Genomic DNA, 21,746 nt, shown 5'->3' on the forward strand with positions numbered 1-21,746 from the left:
CGGGGCGGAGGCTTGTACGGGACACGAGCGCGCCCCGCACAAGGTTACTGGCTCCACGGACCCCGGCTTACTGGCCCTTCCAGGGGCCATCACGAGCGAGCTGTCGCGCGGGGGCTACTGCCGCAGCGCCCAGCCCCGCTCCCGCAGCGCGGCACTCAGCACCGGCGCAGCCTTCGGCTCCACCATCAGCTGCACCAGACCCGCCTGCTGCCCGGTCGCGTGCTCGATGCGTACGTCCTCGATGTTGACCCCCGCCATCCCGGCGTCCGCGAAGATGCGGGCGAGCTGACCGGGCTGGTCGTCGATGAGGACGGCCACGACCTCGTAGTCGCGCGGCGCCGAGCCGTGCTTGCCGGGAACGCGGACCTGGCCGGCGTTCCCTCGGCGCAGGACGTCCTCGATGCCGGTGGCGCCCTCGCGCCGCTTGGCCTCGTCGGAGGACTGGAGGGCACGCAGGGCCTGGACCGTCTCGTCGAGGTCGGCGGAGACGTCCGAGAGGAGGTCGGCGACCGGGCCGGGGTTCGCGGACAGGATGTCGATCCACATCCCGGGGTCGGAGGCCGCGATACGGGTCACGTCACGGATGCCCTGGCCGCAGAGGCGTACGGCGGCCTCCTCGGCGTGCTCCAGGCGCGCGGCGACCATGCTGGACAACAGGTGCGGCATGTGGGAGACCAGCGCGACGGCCCGGTCGTGGGCGTCCGCGTCCATGACGACCGGTACGGCACGGCAGTGCGAGACGAGTTCGAGGGCGAGGTTGAGCACCTCGGTGTCCGTGTCCCGGGTGGGCGTCAGGACCCACGGGCGCCCCTCGAAGAGGTCCCCGGTGGCGGCCAGCGGACCCGACTTCTCGCGGCCCGACATGGGATGCGAGCCGATGTACGAGGACAGGTCGAGGCCGAGTGCCTCCAGCTCCCGGCGCGGGCCGCCCTTGACGCTCGCCACGTCGAGGTAGCCGCGCGCGACGCCGCGCCGCATGGCGTCCGCGAGCGTGGCGGCCACGTGCGCGGGCGGTGCGGCCACGATCGCGAGGTCGACGGGCCCCTCGGGCGCCTCGTCCGTGCCGGCGCCGAGCGCGGCAGCCGTACGGGCCTGCTCGGGGTCGTGGTCGGTGAGGTGGACCACGACGCCGCGGCCCACGAGGGCCAGGGCGGCGGAGGTGCCGATCAGTCCGGTTCCGATGACGAGGGCGGTTCTCACTGGGCGATGTCCTTGCGGAGTGCGCCCGCGGCGCCCAGGTAGACGTGCGCGATGTCGGCGCGCGGCTTGTCGGACTCGATGTGCGCGAGGAGTCGTACGACTCGGGGCATCGCGCCCTCGATCTCCAGCTCCTGCGCGCAGATCAGCGGTACGTCGACGATGCCGAGCTTGCGCGCGGCGGCCGCCGGGAAGTCGCTGTGCAGATCGGGCGTCGCGGTGAACCAGATGCTGATCAGGTCGTCCGTGGTGAGGCCGTTCCGCTCCAGGACGGCGGTGAGCAGCTCGCTGACCTGCTCGTCCATGTGGCCGGCCTCGTCCCGTTCCAGTTGGACGGCGCCCCGGACCGCTCGTACCGCCACGGTGATGCTCCTTGCTGATGTACGTACACGTCTTGTCACACCAGCGTAGTCAGCCCGCAACGCGCCGGTGCGCGGCGCCCGCCTGACGAGACGGCAGCCGCGCACGCGGCACAGGGCGTCAGACCTGCTGCGCCTTGATGAGGTCTTCGAGGGAGGCGGACGGCAGCTCGCCGTTCGGGGACAGCTTGTCCACCGCCTGGGGCAGGGTCTCGGCGATCGACGTCGCGGCCTGGTCGGGGGTGACGCCGGCCTGTTCGGCGACCTGCTTGAGGGTCTCGTCGGGCAGCGCCTGCTGGATCTGGGCGCCGGTCACGGACTGGTTCCGGCCGGTGCCGACCCAGGAGTCCTTCTGCTCGGTGAGCCCGGATCTGGTGAGCATCTCCAGGAGTCCGCCCAGGGGGTTGCCGCCACTGCCCGAACCGCTCCCCGAGCCGCCGGCCAGGGACTGGAGCAGCGCCCCCAGGATGCCCGCGCCGGAACCGCCCGACGCACCGCCCTGGCCGCCGCCGAGGAGACCGCCGAGCAGGCTGCCGAGATCGTTACCCGCCATGGTTGGTCACGCCTTTCGAGTGCGGCCGGGAGCAGGTCACCGCCCGGCCTGAGACCCTGCCAATGTCACGTGAATCGCCCTATTCTGCCACTTGTAGTGAGAACACACCCGTGCGCCTCTGGACGCCGGGGCGTGGATCCGCTCTCATAGCGGGAGACTCGCCTCGGGGGAGGCCCGTATGGCCCGTATGAAGCGTCCAGGACCCGTTCTCACCCTTCTCGCGGGACTGGTGCTCGGCCTGTTCCTGCTGTCGCTCAACGCGACGACGGGGACGAAGAGCGCCTCGTCGTCCCAAGTGGAGGCGCCCGCCGCGTCCACCTCGCCGAGCCCCAAGTCGAGCGCGACGCCGAGCCCGTCACCCACGAAGACCACCGCGTCGCCGACTCCGTCGAAGAGCGCGCCGCCCAACGCCGACTACGCGGGCCGTACCGACGACGACTCCTCGGCGGTCGCGGTCTCCGTGCGCGACGGCAAGGCGATCGCGTACTTCTGCGACGGCCACGACAAGGAGTCCTGGCTCAAGGGCGACATCGAGGACGACGGAACGATGAAGCTCACCGGCAAGAACGGCGCCGAGCTGAACGGCACGCTCCAGAGCAAGCGGATCCGCGGCACCGTCGACCTCGAAGGGCAGCGCTACGGCTTCACCGCCGACAAGGCCGTCAAGCCGTCCGGGCTCTACCGGGCGACGGCCACCGTGCGCGGCGCCCTGGTCGACGGCGGCTGGGTCGTGCTGCAGGGCGACGGCCGCGATCAGGTCGGCATCGTCAACCGCGACGGCGAGCCCTCGGCGGCGCCCGACATCGACCCGGAGACCGGCGCCGTGACGATCGACGGGGAGCAGCTCACCGCCGAGCCCGTCACCCCGTGACCTCTCGTTCCCCTCATCCGACCCCCTCTCGTGCAGGGAGCCGTTCATGACCGTGGATCCGAACGCCGCCACCCAGGCCTTCCCTCCTCCGCAGCCCGTACCCGGCCGTCCGCACCCGGCCCGCTATCTGGTCCCGGTCCTGGTCGCCGGGGCGGTGGCGGTCGGCCTCGGGGTGTACGGCAAGGTCCACGACCCGGCGGGGACGGCATTCAACATCGCCGGCTTCAGCAGCACGGGCGCCGTGAAGTCATGGCTGGCGACGGTGGCGTTCGCCTTCGCGCTCATCCAGGTCGTCTCGGCGTTCATGGTGTACGGGAAGCTGCCGGGGCCGAGCTGGTCGGCGGTGCTGCACCGTTGGTCGGGGCGGATCGCGTTCCTGGTGTCGGTGCCGGTCGCGGTGCACTGTCTGTACGCGCTCGGCTATCAGACGTACGAATCGCGCGTTTTGTGGCACTCTCTCCTGGGTTGCTTCTTCTTCGGTGCCTTCAGTGCCAAGATGCTGCTGCTCCGTTCGGAGCGACTGCCCGGCTGGCTGCTGCCGATCGTCGGCGGACTCGTGTTCGCCGTCCTCACCGTCATCTGGCTGACGTCCGCCCTCTGGTTCTTCCGCACCTTCGGAGTGACGACATGACCCATCGCCCGACGAGGCGCACGATTCTTCTCGCGAGCGGCGCGGCGGCTCTCGTCGCGGGCTGCAGTGAGTACGGCGGCGACGACAGCGGCGACTCCTCGTCCGCCTCCGCCTCCGCCGGACAGGTACTGGCCAAGACGACCGACATCCCGGTCGGCGGCGGCAAGATCTTCAAGGACGAGCAGGTCGTGGTGACCCAGCCGGAGAAGGACCAGTTCAAGGCCTTCACCAACATCTGCACCCACCAGCAGTGCCCGGTGGCGAACGTCTCGGACGGCACCATCAACTGCACCTGCCACGGCAGCAAGTTCAGCATCGAGGACGGCTCGGTGGCCAACCCGCCCGCGACCCAGCCGCTGGCCGAGAAGCAGATCAAGGTCGAGGGAAATTCGATCAGCCTGGCGTGAGGCGGCACGTACGCTCCCGGACATGGATCCCCAGGCCCTGGTGCGCGACCACACGATCTACTCCTGCGTGATGGGTTCGCGCGCCTTCGGCCTGGCCACGGACACCAGCGACACGGACCGCCGGGGCGTGTTCCTCGCCCCGACCCCGCTCTTCTGGCGCTTCGAGAAGCCGCCGACCCATGTCGAGGGCCCGGCCGAGGAGCAGTTCAGCTGGGAGCTGGAGCGCTTCTGCGAGCTGGCCCTGCGCGCGAACCCGAACATCCTGGAGTGCCTGCACTCCCCCGTCGTGGAGCACGTCGACGACACGGGCCGCGAACTCCTCGCCCTGCGCGAGGCGTTCCTCTCCCTGCGGGTCCACGAGACGTTCACGCGCTACGCGCTCGGCCAGCGCAAGAAGCTGGACGCCGATGTACGTCAGTACGGCGCCCCCCGCTGGAAGCACGCCATGCATCTGCTTCGGCTTCTGATGAGCGCCCGCGATCTGCTGCTCACGGGCGAGCTGACGATCGACGTGGGCGATCAGCGCGCACCGCTGCTGGCGGTGAAGCGGGGCGAGGTTCCGTGGCCGCGGGTTGAGACGTGGATGACGCGCCTGGCGATGGAGTCGGACGATGCGGCCGACCGCAGTCCCCTCCCCGCCGAGCCGGACCACTCCCGCGTCGAGGACTTCCTCGTCCGCACCCGCCGAGCCTCAGCCCTCCGGTCGACCCCTGAAACCTTCCGGACCGCCTCGGAGACCCTCCAGTCGGACCCGGACGACGAACGCGTGCAGGGCGTCGTACGCGGACGGAGCCTCGGGCAGCGCTGACAGGCCCTGCGCCTCGTCCAGCAGAATGCGCAGCCGCTCCACATCGGCCTCCACGCGCGCGTGGCGGACGTCCGCGGCCCCGTGCTCCCGCTCCGCCTTCGCGGCGATGAGGTCCGGCAGATAGGCGGGAGCCCCGGTCTCCCCGATCAGCGCGCGAAGATCGGCCTGTACCTCGCCACTGCGCATCAGATGAATGCCGGTGAGCAGCACGCGGAACGTGTAGAGCAGCGGCTTGAGTTCGCCGGTCTTCTCGAAGAGCCGCCACTGCGTGGTCGCGAACCCCATGTAGTGGTGGGCGTGATGACGGGTGAGGACGCCGGGGGCGAGAGCCGCCAGTTCCCGGTGGGCGTCGGTGGTGTGCACGACGAGCGGGGAGAGCAGCTGCTCCAGCACATAGCCGTTGCGGCGCAGCATCAGCCGTACGAACTTGCGCAGGTCGTGGGTGACCAGGTCCATCTCGACGCCGTCCCGGTCCCACATCCGGGAGCGGGTCTCCTCCGGCTCGCGCAGCCCGACCAGTTCGGCCGCCGGCAGGAGGTGGACGCCCCGCAGATCGACGTCCGAGTCGCGGGACGGGAAGCCGTAGAGGTGTGCTCCGGAGACGGTGGCGAACAGCACGGGATCGGGCTGCTCGGACACCACCGCCTTGAGGTCGATGTCGAGGAGGTCGGTCATCCCTCAAGCGTCCCAGAGCGCTCCCAGCGACATGAGGTCGCCTTGGTACTCGATGCGGTCGGCCCAGGACGTCGGCCAGGCGTCCGAGCCGTGGTAGGCGCCCGCGAAGGCGCCCGTGAGGCAGGCGATGGAGTCGGAATCGCCGGAGGTGCAGGCGGCCCGGCGTACGGCGGTGAGGGGCTCGTCGACGAACAGCAGGAAGCACAACAGGCCGGTGGCGAGCGCCTCTTCGGCGACCCAGCCCCCGCCGGTGGCGAGGCACGGGTCGGACTCGGGCGAGACCGTGCGCACGGCGTGCCGGAGGTGGTCGAGGATCTCCAGGCACTCGTCCCAGCCGCGCCCGATGAAGTGCTCCGGCGTGGGGTCCTGGCCGCGGGTCCACAGGTCGCCGAGCCAGCGCGAGTGGTAGTGGTGACGGTTCTCGTACGCGTACGACCGCAGCCGGCCGACCAGTCCCATCGGCTCGGTGCCGTTCGCGAGGAGCCAGATCGCGTGTGCCGTGAGGTCGGCGGCGGCGAGCGCCGTGGGGTGCCCGTGGGTGAGGGCGGCCTGCAACTGCGCGGCGCCCGCGCGCTGTTCCTCGCTCAGCCCGCGTACGAGTCCGACGGGCGCCACGCGCATGTTGGCGCCGCAGCCCTTGGAGCCGATCTGGCTGGCCTCCTGCCAGGGCCGCTTCTCGTTCTTCAGGAGGTTGCAGGCGACGAGGCAGGTGCGGCCGGGCGCGCGGTTGTTCTCGGGCGACTGGTACCAGTCCACGAACTCCTCGCGCACCGGCCGCTCCATCCGCAGCGGGCCGAGCAGGCCGCGGTCCATGGCCGTCCGCAGTCCGCGTGCCAGCGCCAGCGTCATCTGGGTGTCGTCGGTGACGATCGCGGGCCTGGGCAGGTCCATCTCGCGCCAGGGGCCGCACTTGGCGAGGATCGCGGGCACGGAGTTGAACTCGGTCGGGAACCCGAGAGCGTCGCCGAGGGCGAGGCCGAGCAGGGATCCGGTGGCGGCACGTTTAGCGAGCGTCGTGGTGGTCATGTGGGTCGTCCTTCCTGGGTGGGACGCAGCAGGGGTGGGTGCAGGGTCTTGGCGCCGCCCGCGCGGTACAGCGCGGCGGGTTTGCCGCGGCCTCCGGTGAGGCGTGCGGCACCAGGGACCGGGTCGACGAAGCCCGGCGTGGCGAGGACCTTGCGCCGGAAGTTGGGCCGGTCGAGCGCGGTGCCCCACACGGTCTCGTACACCTGCTGCAGCTCTCCGAGGGTGAACTCGGGCGGGCAGAAGGACGTGGCGAGACAGCTGTACTCGAGCTTGGAGCCGATGCGGTCGTGGGCGTCGGCGAGGATCCGGTCGTGGTCGAAGGCGAGCGGACCGAGCGCGTTGTAGCGCAGCCATTGGGCCTGCGCCGCGTCACCGCCGCCGTGCGGCTCGGGAGGGTCCGCGAGCAGCGCGGCGAAGGCGACGGAGACGACGCGCATCCTGGGGTCGCGGCGGGGTTCGCTGTACGTCCTCAGCTGTTCGAGGTGGAGCCCGGAGATGTCCGACAGGCCGGTCTCCTCGGCGAGTTCGCGCCGGGCCGCCGCCTCCGCGGACTCGTGCGGCAGCACGAAGCCGCCGGGGAGCGCCCAGCGGCCCATGTACGGTTCCTGCCCGCGCTCGACGAGCAGCACCTGGAGCACGCCCGCACGGACGGTCAGGACGGCGAGGTCGACGGTGACGGCGAAGGGCTCGAACGCGTACTTGTCGTAGCCCTCGGGTGCGTTCCCGCCAGGCGCGCGGCCTTCCCGTGCGAGCACGCCCACCCACCCCCTATTTATAGTCAGAACGACTAATAGTCATTACGACTATAAGGAGGTGGGCGGGCTCACACAACCCTTTAACTGGGCTGCTTCGAGGCCTTGTTGGCGGGTCGGGAGGGTGCGAACGCCGCCACCGCCGCTCCCGCCGCAGCGGCCCCTGCCGACACCCACAGCGCGGGCCCGCACCCCTCGACGAAAGCCTCCGCCGAGCCGTAGCCCCCGTACCGGCTGAACACGGCCGCGGCGACGGCTACTCCGAAAACGCCGCCCAGTGCGCGCAGCGCGCTGTTGACGCCGGCCGCCACGCCCGCGCCGCCGGGCGGCACCGACGAGGTCACGGCGTTCGCGATGGTGGGGAAGGCCAGGGAGATGCCGATGCCGGCGAGGATCAGCGGCACGACCAGGCTGCCGTAGCCGACGCCGGGCTCGATCTGCCGCGCCAGCAGCCCGAGTCCGACCGCCTGGAGGACCAGGCCGGTCAGCATGAAGGGCCGGTTCCCGAACCGGTCGGCAAGCGCGCCCGCGAGCGGCGAGACGGCCAGCGGCATACCGGTCCACACGAGGATCCGGACGCCCGCCTCCAGCGGAGAATTGCCCAGGCCGAGCTGGAAGAGCTGCGTGATCATGAAGATCGAGCCGAGCAGCGACATGAACATCAGGAAGATCGTGCCGTTGGCGGTGGAGAAGCCGCGCCGCCTGAAGTACGCGACCGGCAGCATCGGGTACCGCGCCCGCTGCCGCTCCCAGCCGAGGAAGGCCGTCAGGAACACGACTCCGACGGCCAGCGCGCCCAGCACTTCGGCACTCCCCCAGCCCGCCTCGGGCGCCCGTACCGGCGCCCAGGCCAGCCCGGTCAGGCCTGCGGCCGCCAACAGCAGGCCCACGGCGTCGAGTTGGGGACGGGGACCGTAGCTCTCGCGGAGTTTGACGGTGGCCAGGGGAAGCATCGCGAGCCCGAGCAGCACGTTCAGCCAGAAGATCCACTGCCAGGACAGGCCCTCGGTGACGGCGCCGCCGAGCACGGGCCCCGAGGCGACCCCGAGTCCGGTCACGCCGCCCCACACGCCGATCGCCACGCCCCGTTTCTCGGCCGGGAACGCCTCACTGATCAGGGTCAGCGTGAGCGGCAGCAGGACGGCCGCTCCTGCGCCCTGGACCACGCGGGCGGCGATGAGCTGGCCCGGGCCGCCGGCGAGCGCGGCCATCGCCGAGGCCAGGGTGAAGACGGCCAGCCCGACGACGTACATGCGCCGCCGCCCGAACCGGTCGCCGAGCGCGGCGCCGGTCAGAGTGAGACAGGCGAAGACCAGGTTGTACGCGTTGAGCGTCCACTCCAGTTCGGACAGGCTCGCCCCGAATTCGGCCCGCAGGGTGGGCAGCGCGGTGACGACGACCACCACGTCGAGGGAGCAGAGCAGCGCTCCGAGCGCGGCCAGAACGACGGTCCACACCCGCCGTGGCGGAGCGGCACCGGCGGCTGGTTCGCGGACCGGGACACGCAGGGTGTCAGCCATGACGGTTCCTTTCGTGAGGTCGGGGGATCACTCACGGAAGGCAGACCGGGCCCGGTCCGGAAAGGAATCGCGGCGGGCTCGGACGCCGCCCCAGGAAGGCCAGCAGCCGGTCCTCGGGCCGTGGCCAGGACGACGGCGCGCCGACCGGTTCGGCGAAGCGCACACCCCGGTCGGCGTCCGCCACGGACCACCGCGCCACGGGGAGCAGTTCGGCGGCGAGGGCCGGCGGAATCGGCCGCGACCGCCCGCACGCCTGCGCCACGTCCCATCCGTGTACGGCGATCTCGACGGCGCCGACGGCCGCCAGGAGCCCGAGATCCAGCGACCGGTCCCCCACACCCACGGAAGGCTCGGCCGACGGCACCTCGCCCGACATCACCGCCCAGGCGCCGAGCAGTGCGCACGCCCGCTCCCGGAAGGCACACACGGGATCGGCGGCGGCCGGCGAGGGACACAGCCCGACACGCCCTGCGGCGACGCCTTCGTAGAGCGCCTCCACCGAGTCGTCCAGATGCCGGAGCAGCTCCCCCAGGTCCCACCCGGCACACGGCGTGGCCCGCCCGAGGCTCCCCGGCACCACGACGGCGACGCTCCCCAGCGCATACGCCAGCGACCGCTCCAGCAGCTCCCCGGAGTTCACGAGAGCACCTGGGACAGCCCGAAGTGCTCGAACAGCCCGGTGTCGAAGAAGGCGGTGATCCTGGTGATGCCCGCACCGCTCACGTCGAGAACCTGCACGGAGTGCGCCCGGTGCACCCCGTCCTCGCCACGCGCGTACGCCCCCACCGCCGGCTGCCCGTTGGCCCGCGTGGGCACCATCCGCAGGCGCCCCGCGTAGCCGACCCGCGTCCCCAGGAAGCGCATCACGTCCTTCTTGCCGCTGAACCAGTCCGGGTAGGGGGGCATTTCAAGCTCGACGCCGTCCTGGAGGAGCCCCAAGAGCGCGTCCATGTCGGCGTGTTCGAAGGCGGCCATGTAGCGGTCGAGCAGCTCGCGGTCCTCGGGGCCGTCGGGTTCGGTGACGAGTTCCTCGTCGGGCGCCAACTCGTCGAGCCGGGCACGCGCGCGTTGGAGGCTGCTTTTGACCGCCGCCGTGGAGGTCCCGAGCAGTGCGGCGACCTCGGGCGCCCGCCAGGCCAGCACGTCCCGGAGGATCAGCACGGCCCGCTGCCGCGCCGGCAGGTTCTGCAGCGCGGCGACGAGTGCGAGCCGCAGACTCCCCCGCGCCGCCACGACGGTCGCCGGGTCCACGAGCGCGTCCGGCAGCGGCTGCAGCCACGGGACATCCGTCACAGGGGCCCTCAGAGGCCCCTCAGGCGCGTCTCCCGGCCCGCCGAGCCCGGAGGGCAGCGGACGGCGCACACGGCCCTCCAGAGCCGTCAGACACGTATTCGTGGCGATCCGATGCAGCCAGGTCCGCAAGGACGCCCGGCCCTCGTACCCCTCGTACGACCGCCAGGCCCGCAGATACGTCTCCTGCACCAGGTCCTCGGCGTCGTCGACCGACCCGAGCATCCGGTAGCAGTGCGCGAGCAGCTCCCGCCGGTACGGGCCGGTCAGCCGTACGAACTCCTCGCGCTCCGTCGTGGCGCCCATCGCGCGCTCCCTTCGCTCACCGGTACAGACCGGCGGGGAGCCGAAAACGCATCGGCCGGTCCCGGGGCAATCCCGGAACCGGCCGAAACGGCGGTCACCCCTAGAGGCCCTAGAGGTCGACCTCTTGCATGAGCATCCCGACCTCGGTGTTCGACAGGCGGCGCAGCCAGCCCGACTTCTGGTCGCCGAGGGTGATCGGGCCGAAGGAGACGCGCACCAGCTTGTCGACCGGGAAGCCGGCCTCCGCGAGCATGCGGCGCACGATGTGCTTGCGGCCCTCGTGCAGGGTCACCTCGACCAGGTAGTTCTTGCCGGTCTGCTCGACGACGCGGAAGTGGTCCGCCTTCGCGTAACCGTCCTCCAGCTGGATGCCGTTCTTGAGCTGCTTGCCCAGGTCGCGCGGGATCGGGCCCACGATGTGCGCGAGGTAGACCTTCTTCACGCCGTACTTGGGGTGGGTCAGGCGGTGCGCCAGTTCACCGTGGTTGGTGAGCAGGATGACGCCCTCGGTCTCGGTGTCGAGCCGTCCGACGTGGAAGAGCCGCGTCTCGCGGTTCGTCACGTAGTCGCCGAGGCACTGACGGCCCTCGGTGTCCTCCATGGTCGAGACGACACCGGCGGGCTTGTTCAGCGAGAAGAACTGGTACGACTGCGTGGCGACGGTCAGCCCGTCGACCTTGATCTCGTCCTTCTCGGGGTCGACGCGCATGCCCTGTTCCAGGACGATCTCGCCGTTGACCTCGACCCGCGACTGCTCGACCAGCTCCTCGCAGGCACGCCGCGAGCCGTAGCCGGCGCGCGCGAGCACCTTCTGCAGGCGCTCGCCCTCCTCCTCGGCCCCGGGGTGGGTCTTGGGCGTCTTGATCTCCGGCCTGCCCGCGTACCGGTCGCGGTTGCGCTCCTCGGCCCGCGTCTCGAACTCGCGGGAGCGCGCGGGCTCCGTACGGCCGCCGCGCTGCTGGCTCTGCTTCGGGCCGCCCTTGGCGCCGCCGCGGGCCGCGTTGCCGCGACCGGACTTCGGGCCCTCGTGGGTCGCCGAAGGGCCTACGTCGTAGCGGCGCTCCTCGGGACGGGGCTTGCCGGCGCGCTTCGGCTTGTCGTCGCGCCCTCCCGCGCTCCTCGGCTGGGAGCCACCGCCGCCACCGCCGCCACCGGCGGTCCTGGGGTTGCCGCCACCGCCGGAACCGCGGGGGCCACCGCCGCCGCCGGAACCGCGGGGACCGCCGCCCCCACCGCTCCCGCGCGGACCGCCGCCACCGCCGCCGGACCCGCGGGCGTTGCCGCCCCCACCGGTCCCGCGGGGGTTGCCGCGCCCGCCGCTGTTCCTGCCACTACCGCTGCCACTGCTTCGCATCAAAGTTCCGTCGTCGTCGTGTCGTCTGCATCTGCATCCGGTGCATCCGGATCGAACGACGGGACCCCTTCCAGCGTCTCGGCTTCGATCGCGTCCGCCTCTGGGAGGAAGGGCGCGAGCTCCGGGAGCTCGTCCAGGCCGCGCAGGCCCATTCGCTCCAGGAAGTAGTTCGTCGTCCTGTACAGGATCGCACCTGTTTCGGGTTCCGTGCCCGCCTCCTCGACCAGACCGCGCTGCAGGAGGGTCCGCATCACGCCGTCGCAGTTCACTCCGCGGACCGCGGAGACCCTGGATCGGCTGACCGGCTGACGGTACGCGACGACCGCCAGGGTCTCCAGGGCCGCCTGGGTGAGCCGGGCCTGCTGCCCGTCCAGGACGAAGCGTTCGACGGCCGCCGCGTACTCGGGCCGTGAGTAGAACCGCCAGCCCCCGGCAATGAGCCGCAGCTCGAAGCCCCGTCCCTGGACGGTGTACTCGTCGGCCAGCTCGCGCAGAGCAGCCGCGATCCGCCGCTTCGGCCGCTCGAGGATCTTCGAGAGGTGCTCCACGGTCGCGGGTTCGTCCACGACCATGAGTACGGCCTCCAGGGCGGGCTTGAGATCGAGGTCGGCGACGGTGCGCGGCCCCTCCGGGATCTCGGTGGTGTCCTCGCTCACGCCTTCTTCTCCTCCTTGGGCACCTCGGGCTTGGGCACCTCGGGCGGCCGGTCGAACTCGTCCGTCACCCTCGGCTGCTCGTCACTGTCCCCACCGGTCCAGCGCACGACGAGCTCCCCGAGGGCTTCTTCCTGGTCCAGCTCCACGGCCTTCTCGCGGTACAGCTCGAGGAGGGCGAGAAAGCGGGCCACGACGGTCAGGGTGTCGTCGGTGTCGTCGACGAGGTCGCGGAAACTGGCCGCCCCCAGCTCCTTCAGCCGCGCCACCACGATCCCCGCCTGCTCCTGCACACTGACCAGCGGCGCGTGGATGTGATCGACGTACACCTGCGGCTTGGGCCTGGGCTGCATCGCCTTCACGGCGAGCTTGGCGAACCCCTCGGCGCCGATGCTGATGACCACTTCGGGAAGCAGCTCGGCGTGATGGTCCTCCAGACCGACGGTACGGGGGTAGCGGCGGGCCTCCTCCTCCAGCCGGGCCTGGAGGATGTCCGCGATCTGCTTGTACGCGCGGTACTGCAGCAGCCTCGCGAAGAGCAGGTCCCGCGCCTCCAGGAGCGCCAGGTCCGCCTCGTCCTCGACCTCGGCCGACGGCAGCAGCCGTGCCGCCTTGAGATCGAGCAGCGTGGCGGCGACGACGAGGAACTCGGTCGTCTGGTCCAGATCCCAGTCCGGCCCCATCGCCCTGATGTGCGCCATGAACTCGTCGGTGACGCGCGACAGCGCCACTTCCGTGACGTCCATCTTGTGCTTCGAGATCAGCTGAAGCAGCAGGTCGAAGGGCCCCTCGAAGTTCGCGAGCCGCACCTTGAAGACACCGTCGTCGGGCTCTGCGGGAGCCTCGTCCTCAGCGGGAGCCCCGGTTTCTGCCTCGGGCTCGGGTGCCGGCTCCGGCGTGGGCTCGACAGGAGCGAGCGGCTCCGGCTCGGCCTCCACAGGAGGCACCACCGGTTCCTCGACCGGAGCCGGGAGTGTTTCCTCGACCGGAGCCGAGGGCGTCCCAGGACCCTGCCCCAGAACACGCCGACGACCGGCACCAGGGCCGGCGGACGGGACGGAAGCGTCGTACGAGGGCATAGCGCTCGCAGGCTACCTCCTACCGCCCACGAAGCCGTCGTACGAGAATGCTCGCGTCCCCACGGGATTCGAGATCGGCGAGGACGACGGCGACCGCCTCACGGACGATCCGCCCACGGTCGACCGCGAGCCCGTGTTCGCCCCGGAGCACCAGACGGGCGTGCTCGAGATCGATGAGCTCCTCGGCGGAGACGTACACGGTGATCTTCTCGTCGTGGCGCTCCCGGCCACTGGGCTGCCGACGCCCCTGTCCCTGCCCCTGGCCCCGCCCGCGCTTGCGCGAGGACTGCCCGGCGGCAGAACCTTCCTGCGCCGCCTGACCTGGCCCCGAGCGCTCCGGAGCCGCACCCCGGCTGCGGGAGCCCCCCGAGCCGGAGTCGGCCGCGACATGTTCGTCGCCCTCACCGTCACCGCCCTGGACGGGCACCGACTGCGGTGCGTCCTCCCCGGCGGCCGCCGCGTCGCTCTCGCCCGCGGGTGCCGGCACCCGGGCCTCGCCGTTGGTCCGGCGCGAGGGCGAGGACGACTGGAGCGCCATTCCCCCGGTGGTACGGAACAGTTCGTCGGCCCCCGGCAGACTCACTCGGCGTGACACCGGGCGAGCACCTCCCTGGCGAGCTGACGATAAGCGGCGGCACCTACGGAGTTGGAGGCGTACGTGGTGATCGGCTCTCCGGCGACGGTGGTCTCCGGGAAGCGCACCGTGCGCCCGATGACCGTGTGGTAGACGTGCTCGTCGAAGGCCTCGACCACGCGCGCGAGCACCTCACGGCTGTGCACCGTGCGGGAGTCGTACATCGTGGCGAGGATGCCGTCGAGCTCCAGCTCGGGGTTGAGCCGCTCCTGGACCTTCTCGATGGTCTCGGTGAGCAGCGCGACACCGCGCAGTGCGAAGAACTCGCACTCCAACGGCACTATCACCTTGTGAGCGGCCGTCAGCGCGTTGACGGTGAGCAGGCCGAGCGAGGGCTGGCAGTCGATCACGATGTAGTCGTAGTCGGCCATCAGCGGCTTCAGGGCGCGCTGGAGTGTGGACTCGCGCGCGACCTCGCTCACCAACTGCACTTCGGCGGCGGACAGGTCGATGTTGCTGGGCAGCAGGTCCATGTTCGGGACCGCCGTCTTCAGGAGCACGTCGTCGGCCACCATGCCCCGCTCCATGAGCAGGTTGTAGACCGTGAGGTCGAGCTCCATCGGGTTGACGCCGAGACCGACCGAGAGCGCGCCCTGCGGGTCGAAGTCGACGAGCAGGACCCGGCGTCCGTACTCCGCGAGCGCGGCACCCAGGTTGATGGTCGACGTGGTCTTGCCGACGCCGCCCTTCTGGTTGCACATCGCGATGATCGTCGCGGGGCCGTGGTCGGTCAGCGGGCCCGGGATCGGGAAGTACGGCAGCGGGCGCCCGGTCGGACCGACGCGCTCACGGCGCTGACGGGCCGCGTCGGGCGCGAGCGTGGCCGCGTACTCGGGATCGGGCTCGTACTCGGCGTCGGGGTCGTAGAAGTGCCCCTCGGGCAGTTCGTCGTAGTCGGCGAAGTGGGTGCGGTTCTCGCCACTTCCGTTGCCGGCCATGGCGTTCACGTGATGGCCATCCATGCTCGGGTGTGCTGTCTGAGTCATCCGGGGACTCTTCTGGGCTGCGAAGGTGCGGACAGCGACGGAGCCGACAGCCTCGAGCCCCGTGGGGCCCTGGCCCCGCGTCGGCATTCCTGGTTGACCACCCCCGGGAGTAAATGTCGACTCATTCACAAGTCGTCTTACCTCCTTGGTGACCAGGAAACTTCTCGATAGGTCAGCGTGGCACCATGCCGACGGTTGGCGACTCTATGGCGTGTCACCGGTCCGCAGCAACACAATCCGCCGGACCCGACCCGATGTGTCGGTAACCGAACACCCCTCTGTCAAGGGCGTAAGGCCGTCGCACGGCAGGTTTCACCGGTGTACGAATCGGTTAAAGAGTTACGTTCGCGGCGAGTTGAACGAGTGTCACAAAGTGACCCGACACACACCCGGCCGGACCTTGTCGGGCAAGGTCCGGCCGGGTGTGCGGTGTTGACGACGCGTGTTGACGTATCGCCTTTTTACCCGTTGATGACTTAACCGAGCAGGGACTCGAGCTCGACGTGTTCGAGGCCGTGCGCCTCCGCGACCTCGCGGTAAACCACCTTGCCGTCATGGGTGTTGAGACCCATGGCGAGCGCCGGGTCACGACGCAGCGCCTCGGCCCAGCCGCGGTTCGCGAGCTCCACGATGTACGGGAGCGTGGCGTTGGTGAGCGCGTAGGTCGACGTGTTGGGCACGGCGCCGGGCATGTTGGCGACGCAGTAGAAGACCGAGTTGTGGACCGGGAAGGTCGGCTCGGCGTGGGTGGTCGGACGCGAGTCCTCGAAGCAGCCACCCTGGTCGATCGCGATGTCGACAAGAACACTTCCCGGCTTCATTCGCGAAACAAGTTCGTTGGTGACGAGCTTCGGCGCCTTGGCGCCCGGGATGAGGACGGCGCCGATGACGAGGTCGGCGTCCAGCACTGCCTTCTCCAGCTCGAAGGAGTTGGACATGATCGCCCGGACCTTGGTGCCGAAGACCTTGTCCGCCTCGCGCAGCTTGTTGATGTCGCGGTCGAGCAGCGTGACATGGAAGCCCATGCCGACGGCGATCTGCGTCGCGTTCCAGCCGGAGACCCCGCCGCCGATGACGACGGCCCGCGCGGGCTGCGTGCCGGGGACACCACCGGGGAGCACGCCACGGCCGCCGACCGAGCGCATCAGGTGGTAGGCGCCGACCTGCGGGGCGAGGCGGCCCGCGACCTCCGACATCGGGGCGAGCAGCGGCAGCGCGCGGCTGGGCAGCTCGACCGTCTCGTATGCGATCGCCGTGGTGCCGGACTCGACGAGCGCGTCCGTGCACTCCTTGGAGGCCGCCAGGTGCAGGTACGTGAAGAGCGTCTGGTCCTTGCGGAGGCGGTGGTACTCCTCCGCGATGGGCTCCTTGACCTTGAGCAGCAGGTCGGCGGTGGCCCAGACCTCGTCGGCGGTGGCGATGATCCGCGCACCGGCGGCGACGAACTCGTCGTCCGTGATCGAGGAGCCGACGCCGGCGTTCTTCTCGATGAGCACCTGGTGGCCGTGGCGCACCAGCTCGTGCACGCCGGCGGGGGTGATGGCCACCCGGAACTCGTTGTTCTTGACCTCGCGGGGGATGCCGACCTTCACGTCGATCACGGTCCTTGGCTCAGAGGGTTCTGGGGCTGTGCATGCCGAGGCGATGCGAGCCGGGGCATTGCATGTCATACCCGACGTACGGCAGCACAACGGGAGACACCACGAAAGAACGCGGCGGAGCCAGTCTAATGAAGGGATTCCCTCTGTCTAGCCTTTCAATGCATCAATCTTCTTCGGATGTACTACGGATTTCGCAGGCGTTAGCGTCTTGTTCCCTGGCCGATGCGCTCTCCGGGAGCTCATCACCCAGCATGCGCTCGGCCGCACCCCGGTGCAGCCGGGCCGCCGCCGGGTCGCCGAGCCGGTCCAGCGTGTCGGCCAGCCTGAGCTGCAGCGCGGCCTGCAGTCGTACGTCGTCGGCACGGCGCGCCCACTCGGCCGCCTCCTGGCAGGTGCGCAGCGACTCCTCGGGCCGCCCGGCGTACTCCTGGACACGTGCCATCTCGCTCAACGCCCTTGCCTGGGCTGCCACATCGCCGTTCTTGCGGTGCCCGGCGACGGCGGCCCGCCAGTTGCGCAGCGCCTCGCCGTAGCGGCCCGCGTAGGTGTGCGCGGTGGCGATCCGGCCGTACAGCCGGGCGGCGTCCACGCGCTCGTCGCGGGCGAGCCGGTCGGCGAGCGCCCGCCCGTACCAGTCGGCCGCCCGGTCGTAGTCCCCGAGCTCCTGGTGGGCGCCGCCTACGGATTCCATCGCGCGGCCGGTCGCATACGGGTCGTTCGCCTCGCGTCCGGCGTCGAGGGCGGCCCGGTAGCGGACCAGGGCGTCCGCCGTACGACCCGTCTGCGCGTCCAGATCCGCGAGGTTCAACAGGGCCGCGGCCTTCTCGCGGGGCAGTTTCCGGCGCTCGGCGACGTCCAGGACCAGCCGGTGGATGCCGTACAGCTCGGGCGCCGCCGCCTGCGTACCGACATGCGCGACCATCGCCCGCACCAGCGCGGCCATGAGGCGGCGGGCCAGCGTGTCCAGCTCGCCGTCGGCGACCGCGAGGCGGGCCGAGGCGAGCAGCGCGGGCTGCCGGATGCGCAGCCAGTCGGCGGCGGCCCGGGGGTTCGGGAACCGCAGGGCGCGGGGCATCCCGGCGAGTTTCTCGCGGGCCGGCGAGCTGTCGGTCTCGGTGATGGCGCGGCAGGACACCAGCAGCCGTACGGTCCGCTCCAGCATCCGGGCGCGGGCCAGCTGGAGCTCGGCGGGGCGGTCATGGGTCTCGGTGAGGGCGTGCAGCAGCGGCAGCAGGCAGCCCGGCACCTCGTACTGCGGCAGCGGCGACTCCACGGGCCGCAGGAGGCCGAGCGCGGCGAAGTCGTCCAGTGTGGTGCGGGCGGCGTTGACCGAGCAGCCCGCGAGCGCGGACGCGGTGTGCGGGTCGACGAGACCGGCCGGGGCGAGGGAGAGCAGTCGCAGTATCCGCGCGGCGGCGCTGGGCAGCGAGGCGTACGTGAGCCGGAAGACGCGGGCCAGCGGCGAGCCCTCCTCACCGTCGGAGCGCAGCTGCTTGGCGAGGTCGGCGACAGCCGCCTGGGGGCGCGTCGCGAGCCAGCCGCCGGCGAGCACCAGGGCGGCGGGCTGGCCCGCGCACAGCTCGACCAGGCCCTCGGCGGCGAACGGGTCGACGGTGATGCGCACCGAGCCGGTGAAGCGGCCGAGCAGGTCGAGGGCGGACTTGGTGTCCAGGCCGCCGAGGGTGCAGGGGCGGACGTCCGCGATGCCGGTCAGCGGCCCGCCGGAGACGGCGACGACCAGACACTCCGGCGTGTCCGGGAGCAGGGCGTCGACCTGCTCGGCGTCGGCCGCGTCGTCGAGGACGAGCAGGACGCGGCGGACGGCGAGTGCCTCGCGCAGCGACTCGCCGAGGTCCTCGGCGCCCGCCCCGGGCTGCGTGGGGCGCTCCAGGGCGGTGAGCAGCTCCCGTGCGGTGCGCTCGGTGGGGACCGGGGTGCCGTCGGGTTCGGTGAGCTTGGCCCGCAGCACACCGTCGGGGTAACTCTCGGCGACCTGCTCCGCGAGCTCCTCGGCGAGCGCTGTGCGGCCCGAGCCGGGCTTGCCCGCGATGAGCAGCACGCGCGCGCGTGGCGCCTTGCGGCCCGAGATGGTGTCCAGGCCCGCGCGCTCGATGTCGGCCCGGAGTTCCTTCAACTCTCTTGTACGACCCAGGAACTGACTCTCCGTAGGAGCGGACTCGGCAGCCGGGCGCTGCCCCTCTGCCGACACCTTCGTGCCGCCGTTGTCCACCGCCTGATCCGTCACGGGCCACACTCCCGTCCCACTGCACGCGCAAACCCGCCGGGTTTCCGGACGGGGCGTTTTCAGAGCCTAGTTCACGCTCTGCGACGATCCGTGCGGAGCGCGGCGGGTACATCCCCCGATCGGATCAGGCGATCGTAGGACTGTCTGCGTCAGACGGGTGTCAGGCGGGCGCCGGCAGGCCGTCAGACCTCGAAGGGCCGCGCCGGCCACGGCGCCTCCGCCGGGCGCAGCGCGTCGAGGCCGCCGCCGTGCCGCGCGGCGACCAGCGAAAGTACGCCGACGACGAGGCAGTTGTTGTGCAGCTCTCCGGCGAGTACGCCCCGTACGAGCTCGTCGACGGAGACCCGGGCCAGCTCCATGTCGGCCTCTTCGTCCTCGACCTCGAAGCGCTGTCCCTCGGCCTCGGAGAGGTCGCGGGCCAGGAAGATGCGGACAGCCTCGTCGCAGCCGCCGGGCGTGGTGTAGGCGTCGGTCAGGACACGCCAGTTCTCGGCCTTGATGTGGGCCTCTTCGTAGAGCTCGCGCTGGGCGGCGTGCAGAGGATTCTCGCCTGGGATGTCAAGGAGTCCGGCCGGGACCTCCCAGAGCTTGTGGCGGACGGGGTGGCGGTACTGGCGCAGCACCAGGACGCGGTCCTGGTCGTCGAGGGCGACGATGGCCACGGAGCCGGGGTGGACCTGGTAGTCGCGGCGGACGACCGATCCGTCGGGCATGACCACGTCGTCCGTGCGGACCGAGGTCTTGTTGCCGACGAAGGGGGTCTCACTCGCCCTGATCTCCCACTCCTCGGCGGTGTCCTTGATGGTCATGCCCTGTCCTCCCACACGTGCAAAAAAGAAGCCGGCCCCGCACAAGAAACCGTTACCTGTACCCGCAACGGAAAACGGGGTGCGCGCCTCGAAAGGCACACACCCCGGCCACCGTACAACCCTTGCGTCACTTGCCCGTCTTGCGTGCCACCGCGGCCTTGACCAGGCCCGCGAAGAGCGGGTGCGGGCGGGTCGGACGCGAGCGCAGCTCGGGGTGCGCCTGGGTCGCGACCAGGTACGGGTGGACGTCGCGCGGGTACTCGACGTACTCGACGAGCTTGCCGTCCGGCGAGGTTCCGGAGAACTGCAGACCGGCCTTCTTCTCCAGCTCGGCGCGGTAGGCGTTGTTCACCTCGTAGCGGTGACGGTGGCGCTCCTCGACGTACTCCTTGCCGTCGTACACCTCACGCGCGATGGAGCCCTCGGCGAGCTTCGCCGGGTACATGCCCAGGCGCATGGTGCCGCCCATGTCGCCCTCGCCCGCGACGATGTCGAGCTGCTCGGCCATGGTGGAGATGACCGGGTGGGCGGTGCCGGAGTCGAACTCGGTGGAGTTGGCGTCCGCGATGTCGGCCAGGTTGCGGGCGGCCTCGATCACGATGCACTGCAGGCCGAGACAGAGGCCCAGCAGCGGGATCTTGTTCTCGCGGGCGTACTGGATGGCGCCGACCTTGCCGGACACGCCGCGGTCACCGAAGCCGCCGGGGATGCAGATCGCGTCGACGTCGCCGAGCTGCTTGGCCGCGCCCGCCGGGGTCTTGCAGTCGTCCGAGGTGACCCACTTGATCTTCACGCGGGCCTTGTTGGCGAAGCCGCCGGCGCGCAGCGCCTCGGTCACCGAGAGGTAGGCGTCGGGCAGGTCGATGTACTTGCCGACGAGCGCCATGTTGATCTCGTGGAGCGGGTTGTGCACACGGTCGAGCAGGTCGTCCCAGGCCGTCCAGTCCACGTCGCGGAACGGGAGGTCCAGCTTGCGGACGACGTATGCGTCCAGGCCCTCGGTGTGCAGCACCTTCGGGATGTCGTAGATCGACTTGGCGTCGATGCACGCGACCACGGCCGCCTCGTCGACGTCGCACATCAACGAGATCTTGCGCTTGATCGCGGTGGGGACGTCGCGGTCGGCGCGCAGCACGATCGCGTCCGGCTGGATACCGATGTTGCGCAGGGCCGCAACCGAGTGCTGGGTCGGCTTCGTCTTCAGCTCCCCGGAGGGGCCGATGTACGGGAGGAGCGAGATGTGGACGACGAACACATTGTCGCGGCCGACCTCGTGACGGACCTGGCGGACCGTCTCCAGGAACGGCAGGGACTCGATGTCGCCGACCGTGCCGCCGACCTCCGTGATGACTACGTCGACGTCATCGGTGGCCATACGGCGAATGCGGTGCTTGATCTCGTTGGTGATGTGCGGGATGACCTGCACGGTGTCGCCCAAGTACTCGCCGCGCCGCTCCTTGGCGATGACCGTCGAGTACACCTGGCCTGTAGTGACATTGGCGGAGCCGTCCAAGTCGACGTCGAGGAAGCGCTCGTAGTGTCCGATGTCGAGGTCGGTCTCGGCGCCGTCGTTGGTGACGAACACCTCACCGTGCTGGAAGGGGTTCATGGTGCCCGGGTCCACGTTCAGGTACGGGTCGAGCTTCTGCATGGTGACCCGCAGGCCGCGCGCCTTCAGCAGTGCACCCAGACTCGAGGCCGTGAGGCCCTTGCCGAGGGAGGAGGCGACACCCCCGGTGACGAAGATGTGCTTTGTCGTCGTGGCTGCATGGTTTCGAAAAGCAGCGGGCGTCATGGCCAAGAGGGGGCTCCCGTGGTCGCGGTCTGGGGTGCGTGCCGGCATGGTGTCCGGAGATTTCCGGAGGCGCCGTCGCTGCGGTTCGGGGGTTTTTCTCCCACCGGTCCACGGGCTACCAGGGTATCAGCGACGGGAGGAGGCTGCTTCCGGCCACGCTCCGCACACAAGTCGCCACGCGCCCCACACGCCACT

At 70.7% G+C, this 21,746-nt stretch carries 22 protein-coding genes; 4 read left to right on the forward strand and 18 right to left on the reverse strand.

Annotated elements, in window-relative coordinates; genetic code table 11:
- Window positions 1–114: 114 nt before the first annotated feature.
- The 3 genes from OG219_RS11075 to OG219_RS11085 all read right to left on the reverse strand — a co-directional run bounded on the left by OG219_RS11075 (window position 115) and on the right by OG219_RS11085 (window position 2,109).
- Window positions 115–1,200 (reverse strand): prephenate dehydrogenase, encoded by a 1,086-nt coding sequence (locus tag OG219_RS11075; protein WP_266825389.1) that lies wholly within the window; start codon window positions 1,198–1,200, stop codon window positions 115–117.
- Entirely contained in the window at window positions 1,197–1,559 is a 363-nt protein-coding gene (gene aroH / locus OG219_RS11080; protein WP_266825391.1) for a chorismate mutase, read from the reverse strand. The genes OG219_RS11075 and aroH overlap by 4 nt, the downstream gene beginning before the upstream one ends.
- A gap of 118 nt (window positions 1,560–1,677) precedes the next feature.
- Window positions 1,678–2,109 (reverse strand): YidB family protein, encoded by a 432-nt coding sequence (locus tag OG219_RS11085; protein WP_266825393.1) that lies wholly within the window; start codon window positions 2,107–2,109, stop codon window positions 1,678–1,680.
- A 187-nt stretch (window positions 2,110–2,296) separates the two neighbouring features.
- Here OG219_RS11085 and OG219_RS11090 point away from each other — a divergent pair, with 187 nt between their 5' ends.
- Genes OG219_RS11090 through OG219_RS11105 form a run of 4 tightly spaced genes read left to right on the forward strand, consistent with a single transcriptional unit; the run spans window position 2,297 to window position 4,826 of the window.
- On the forward strand, window positions 2,297–2,980 hold the full coding sequence (locus tag OG219_RS11090) for a hypothetical protein (protein WP_266836059.1): 684 nt from the start codon (window positions 2,297–2,299) through the stop codon (window positions 2,978–2,980).
- Between the two features lie 46 nt (window positions 2,981–3,026).
- Window positions 3,027–3,611 carry a DUF6529 family protein gene (locus OG219_RS11095; RefSeq protein WP_266825395.1) on the forward strand — a complete coding sequence of 195 codons (585 nt, stop codon included), beginning with the start codon at window positions 3,027–3,029 and terminating at the stop codon, window positions 3,609–3,611.
- Window positions 3,608–4,018: a Rieske (2Fe-2S) protein gene (locus OG219_RS11100; protein WP_266825397.1), complete on the forward strand. Its 411-nt coding sequence runs from the start codon at window positions 3,608–3,610 to the stop codon at window positions 4,016–4,018. Before OG219_RS11095 ends, OG219_RS11100 begins: the two co-directional genes overlap by 4 nt.
- A 22-nt stretch (window positions 4,019–4,040) precedes the next feature.
- The gene (locus OG219_RS11105) at window positions 4,041–4,826 is read left to right on the forward strand and encodes a nucleotidyltransferase domain-containing protein (RefSeq protein ID WP_266825399.1); all 786 of its coding nucleotides are present in this window, start codon (window positions 4,041–4,043) and stop codon (window positions 4,824–4,826) included.
- On the opposite strand, the gene OG219_RS11110 is transcribed toward OG219_RS11105, so the two are convergent.
- From OG219_RS11110 to OG219_RS11180, 15 genes are all read right to left on the reverse strand, one after another.
- A complete protein-coding gene (locus tag OG219_RS11110; protein ID WP_266825401.1) occupies window positions 4,710–5,501 on the reverse strand; it encodes a nucleotidyltransferase domain-containing protein in 792 nt (263 codons plus the stop codon). The genes OG219_RS11105 and OG219_RS11110 overlap by 117 nt on opposite strands.
- 3 nt (window positions 5,502–5,504) lie before the next feature.
- Window positions 5,505–6,527 carry an ADP-ribosylglycohydrolase family protein gene (locus tag OG219_RS11115; protein ID WP_266825403.1) on the reverse strand — a complete coding sequence of 341 codons (1,023 nt, stop codon included), beginning with the start codon at window positions 6,525–6,527 and terminating at the stop codon, window positions 5,505–5,507.
- Window positions 6,524–7,282 (reverse strand): NUDIX domain-containing protein, encoded by a 759-nt coding sequence (locus OG219_RS11120; RefSeq protein ID WP_266825405.1) that lies wholly within the window; start codon window positions 7,280–7,282, stop codon window positions 6,524–6,526. Before OG219_RS11120 ends, OG219_RS11115 begins: the two co-directional genes overlap by 4 nt.
- 80 nt (window positions 7,283–7,362) lie before the next feature.
- Window positions 7,363–8,799, reverse strand: a complete 1,437-nt coding sequence (locus OG219_RS11125) for an MFS transporter (protein ID WP_266825407.1) — start codon at window positions 8,797–8,799, stop codon at window positions 7,363–7,365.
- A 31-nt stretch (window positions 8,800–8,830) separates the two neighbouring features.
- Window positions 8,831–9,439 carry a TIGR03086 family metal-binding protein gene (locus tag OG219_RS11130; RefSeq protein ID WP_266825409.1) on the reverse strand — a complete coding sequence of 203 codons (609 nt, stop codon included), beginning with the start codon at window positions 9,437–9,439 and terminating at the stop codon, window positions 8,831–8,833.
- Window positions 9,436–10,395 (reverse strand): sigma-70 family RNA polymerase sigma factor, encoded by a 960-nt coding sequence (locus tag OG219_RS11135; RefSeq protein ID WP_266825411.1) that lies wholly within the window; start codon window positions 10,393–10,395, stop codon window positions 9,436–9,438. Before OG219_RS11135 ends, OG219_RS11130 begins: the two co-directional genes overlap by 4 nt.
- 109 nt (window positions 10,396–10,504) lie before the next feature.
- Window positions 10,505–11,749 carry a pseudouridine synthase gene (locus OG219_RS11140; RefSeq protein WP_266825413.1) on the reverse strand — a complete coding sequence of 415 codons (1,245 nt, stop codon included), beginning with the start codon at window positions 11,747–11,749 and terminating at the stop codon, window positions 10,505–10,507.
- Window positions 11,749–12,405, reverse strand: coding sequence for an SMC-Scp complex subunit ScpB (gene scpB / locus OG219_RS11145; RefSeq protein ID WP_266825415.1), 657 nt, complete (start codon window positions 12,403–12,405; stop codon window positions 11,749–11,751). Before scpB ends, OG219_RS11140 begins: the two co-directional genes overlap by 1 nt.
- A complete protein-coding gene (locus OG219_RS11150; RefSeq protein ID WP_266825417.1) occupies window positions 12,402–13,481 on the reverse strand; it encodes a ScpA family protein in 1,080 nt (359 codons plus the stop codon). The genes scpB and OG219_RS11150 overlap by 4 nt, the downstream gene beginning before the upstream one ends.
- 19 nt (window positions 13,482–13,500) lie before the next feature.
- Window positions 13,501–14,076: a hypothetical protein gene (locus OG219_RS11155; RefSeq protein WP_266825419.1), complete on the reverse strand. Its 576-nt coding sequence runs from the start codon at window positions 14,074–14,076 to the stop codon at window positions 13,501–13,503.
- Window positions 14,061–15,188, reverse strand: coding sequence for a ParA family protein (locus OG219_RS11160; protein WP_266825421.1), 1,128 nt, complete (start codon window positions 15,186–15,188; stop codon window positions 14,061–14,063). Before OG219_RS11160 ends, OG219_RS11155 begins: the two co-directional genes overlap by 16 nt.
- A 389-nt stretch (window positions 15,189–15,577) precedes the next feature.
- Window positions 15,578–16,693: an alanine dehydrogenase gene (ald, locus tag OG219_RS11165; protein WP_266836060.1), complete on the reverse strand. Its 1,116-nt coding sequence runs from the start codon at window positions 16,691–16,693 to the stop codon at window positions 15,578–15,580.
- Window positions 16,694–16,865: 172 nt separating this feature from the next.
- Entirely contained in the window at window positions 16,866–18,947 is a 2,082-nt protein-coding gene (locus OG219_RS11170) for a tetratricopeptide repeat protein (RefSeq protein WP_266825423.1), read from the reverse strand.
- Between the two features lie 182 nt (window positions 18,948–19,129).
- Window positions 19,130–19,756, reverse strand: coding sequence for an NUDIX hydrolase (locus tag OG219_RS11175; RefSeq protein ID WP_266825425.1), 627 nt, complete (start codon window positions 19,754–19,756; stop codon window positions 19,130–19,132).
- 127 nt (window positions 19,757–19,883) lie between these two features.
- Window positions 19,884–21,551, reverse strand: coding sequence for a CTP synthase (locus OG219_RS11180; protein WP_266825428.1), 1,668 nt, complete (start codon window positions 21,549–21,551; stop codon window positions 19,884–19,886).
- Between the last annotated feature and the right edge of the window lie 195 nt (window positions 21,552–21,746).

The organism is Streptomyces sp. NBC_00038 (assembly GCF_026343635.1).
In the GTDB taxonomy this organism is placed as follows: domain Bacteria; phylum Actinomycetota; class Actinomycetes; order Streptomycetales; family Streptomycetaceae; genus Streptomyces.

Excerpts from the sequence above, each read along its gene's own strand:
- OG219_RS11085 (WP_266825393.1), bottom strand. The coding sequence starts at position 2,109 with ATGGCGGGTAACGATCTCGGCAGCCTGCTCGGCGGTCTCCTCGGCGGC.
- OG219_RS11090 (WP_266836059.1), top strand. The coding sequence starts at position 2,297 with ATGAAGCGTCCAGGACCCGTTCTCACCCTTCTCGCGGGACTGGTGCTC.
- OG219_RS11095 (WP_266825395.1), top strand. The coding sequence starts at position 3,027 with ATGACCGTGGATCCGAACGCCGCCACCCAGGCCTTCCCTCCTCCGCAG.
- OG219_RS11100 (WP_266825397.1), top strand. The coding sequence starts at position 3,608 with ATGACCCATCGCCCGACGAGGCGCACGATTCTTCTCGCGAGCGGCGCG.
- OG219_RS11105 (WP_266825399.1), top strand. The coding sequence starts at position 4,041 with ATGGATCCCCAGGCCCTGGTGCGCGACCACACGATCTACTCCTGCGTG.
- OG219_RS11110 (WP_266825401.1), bottom strand. The coding sequence starts at position 5,501 with ATGACCGACCTCCTCGACATCGACCTCAAGGCGGTGGTGTCCGAGCAG.
- OG219_RS11115 (WP_266825403.1), bottom strand. The coding sequence starts at position 6,527 with ATGACCACCACGACGCTCGCTAAACGTGCCGCCACCGGATCCCTGCTC.
- OG219_RS11125 (WP_266825407.1), bottom strand. The coding sequence starts at position 8,799 with ATGGCTGACACCCTGCGTGTCCCGGTCCGCGAACCAGCCGCCGGTGCC.
- OG219_RS11135 (WP_266825411.1), bottom strand. The coding sequence starts at position 10,395 with ATGGGCGCCACGACGGAGCGCGAGGAGTTCGTACGGCTGACCGGCCCG.
- OG219_RS11140 (WP_266825413.1), bottom strand. The coding sequence starts at position 11,749 with ATGCGAAGCAGTGGCAGCGGTAGTGGCAGGAACAGCGGCGGGCGCGGC.
- OG219_RS11150 (WP_266825417.1), bottom strand. The coding sequence starts at position 13,481 with ATGCCCTCGTACGACGCTTCCGTCCCGTCCGCCGGCCCTGGTGCCGGT.
- OG219_RS11160 (WP_266825421.1), bottom strand. The coding sequence starts at position 15,188 with ATGCCGACGCGGGGCCAGGGCCCCACGGGGCTCGAGGCTGTCGGCTCC.
- OG219_RS11175 (WP_266825425.1), bottom strand. The coding sequence starts at position 19,756 with ATGACCATCAAGGACACCGCCGAGGAGTGGGAGATCAGGGCGAGTGAG.
- OG219_RS11180 (WP_266825428.1), bottom strand. The coding sequence starts at position 21,551 with ATGACGCCCGCTGCTTTTCGAAACCATGCAGCCACGACGACAAAGCAC.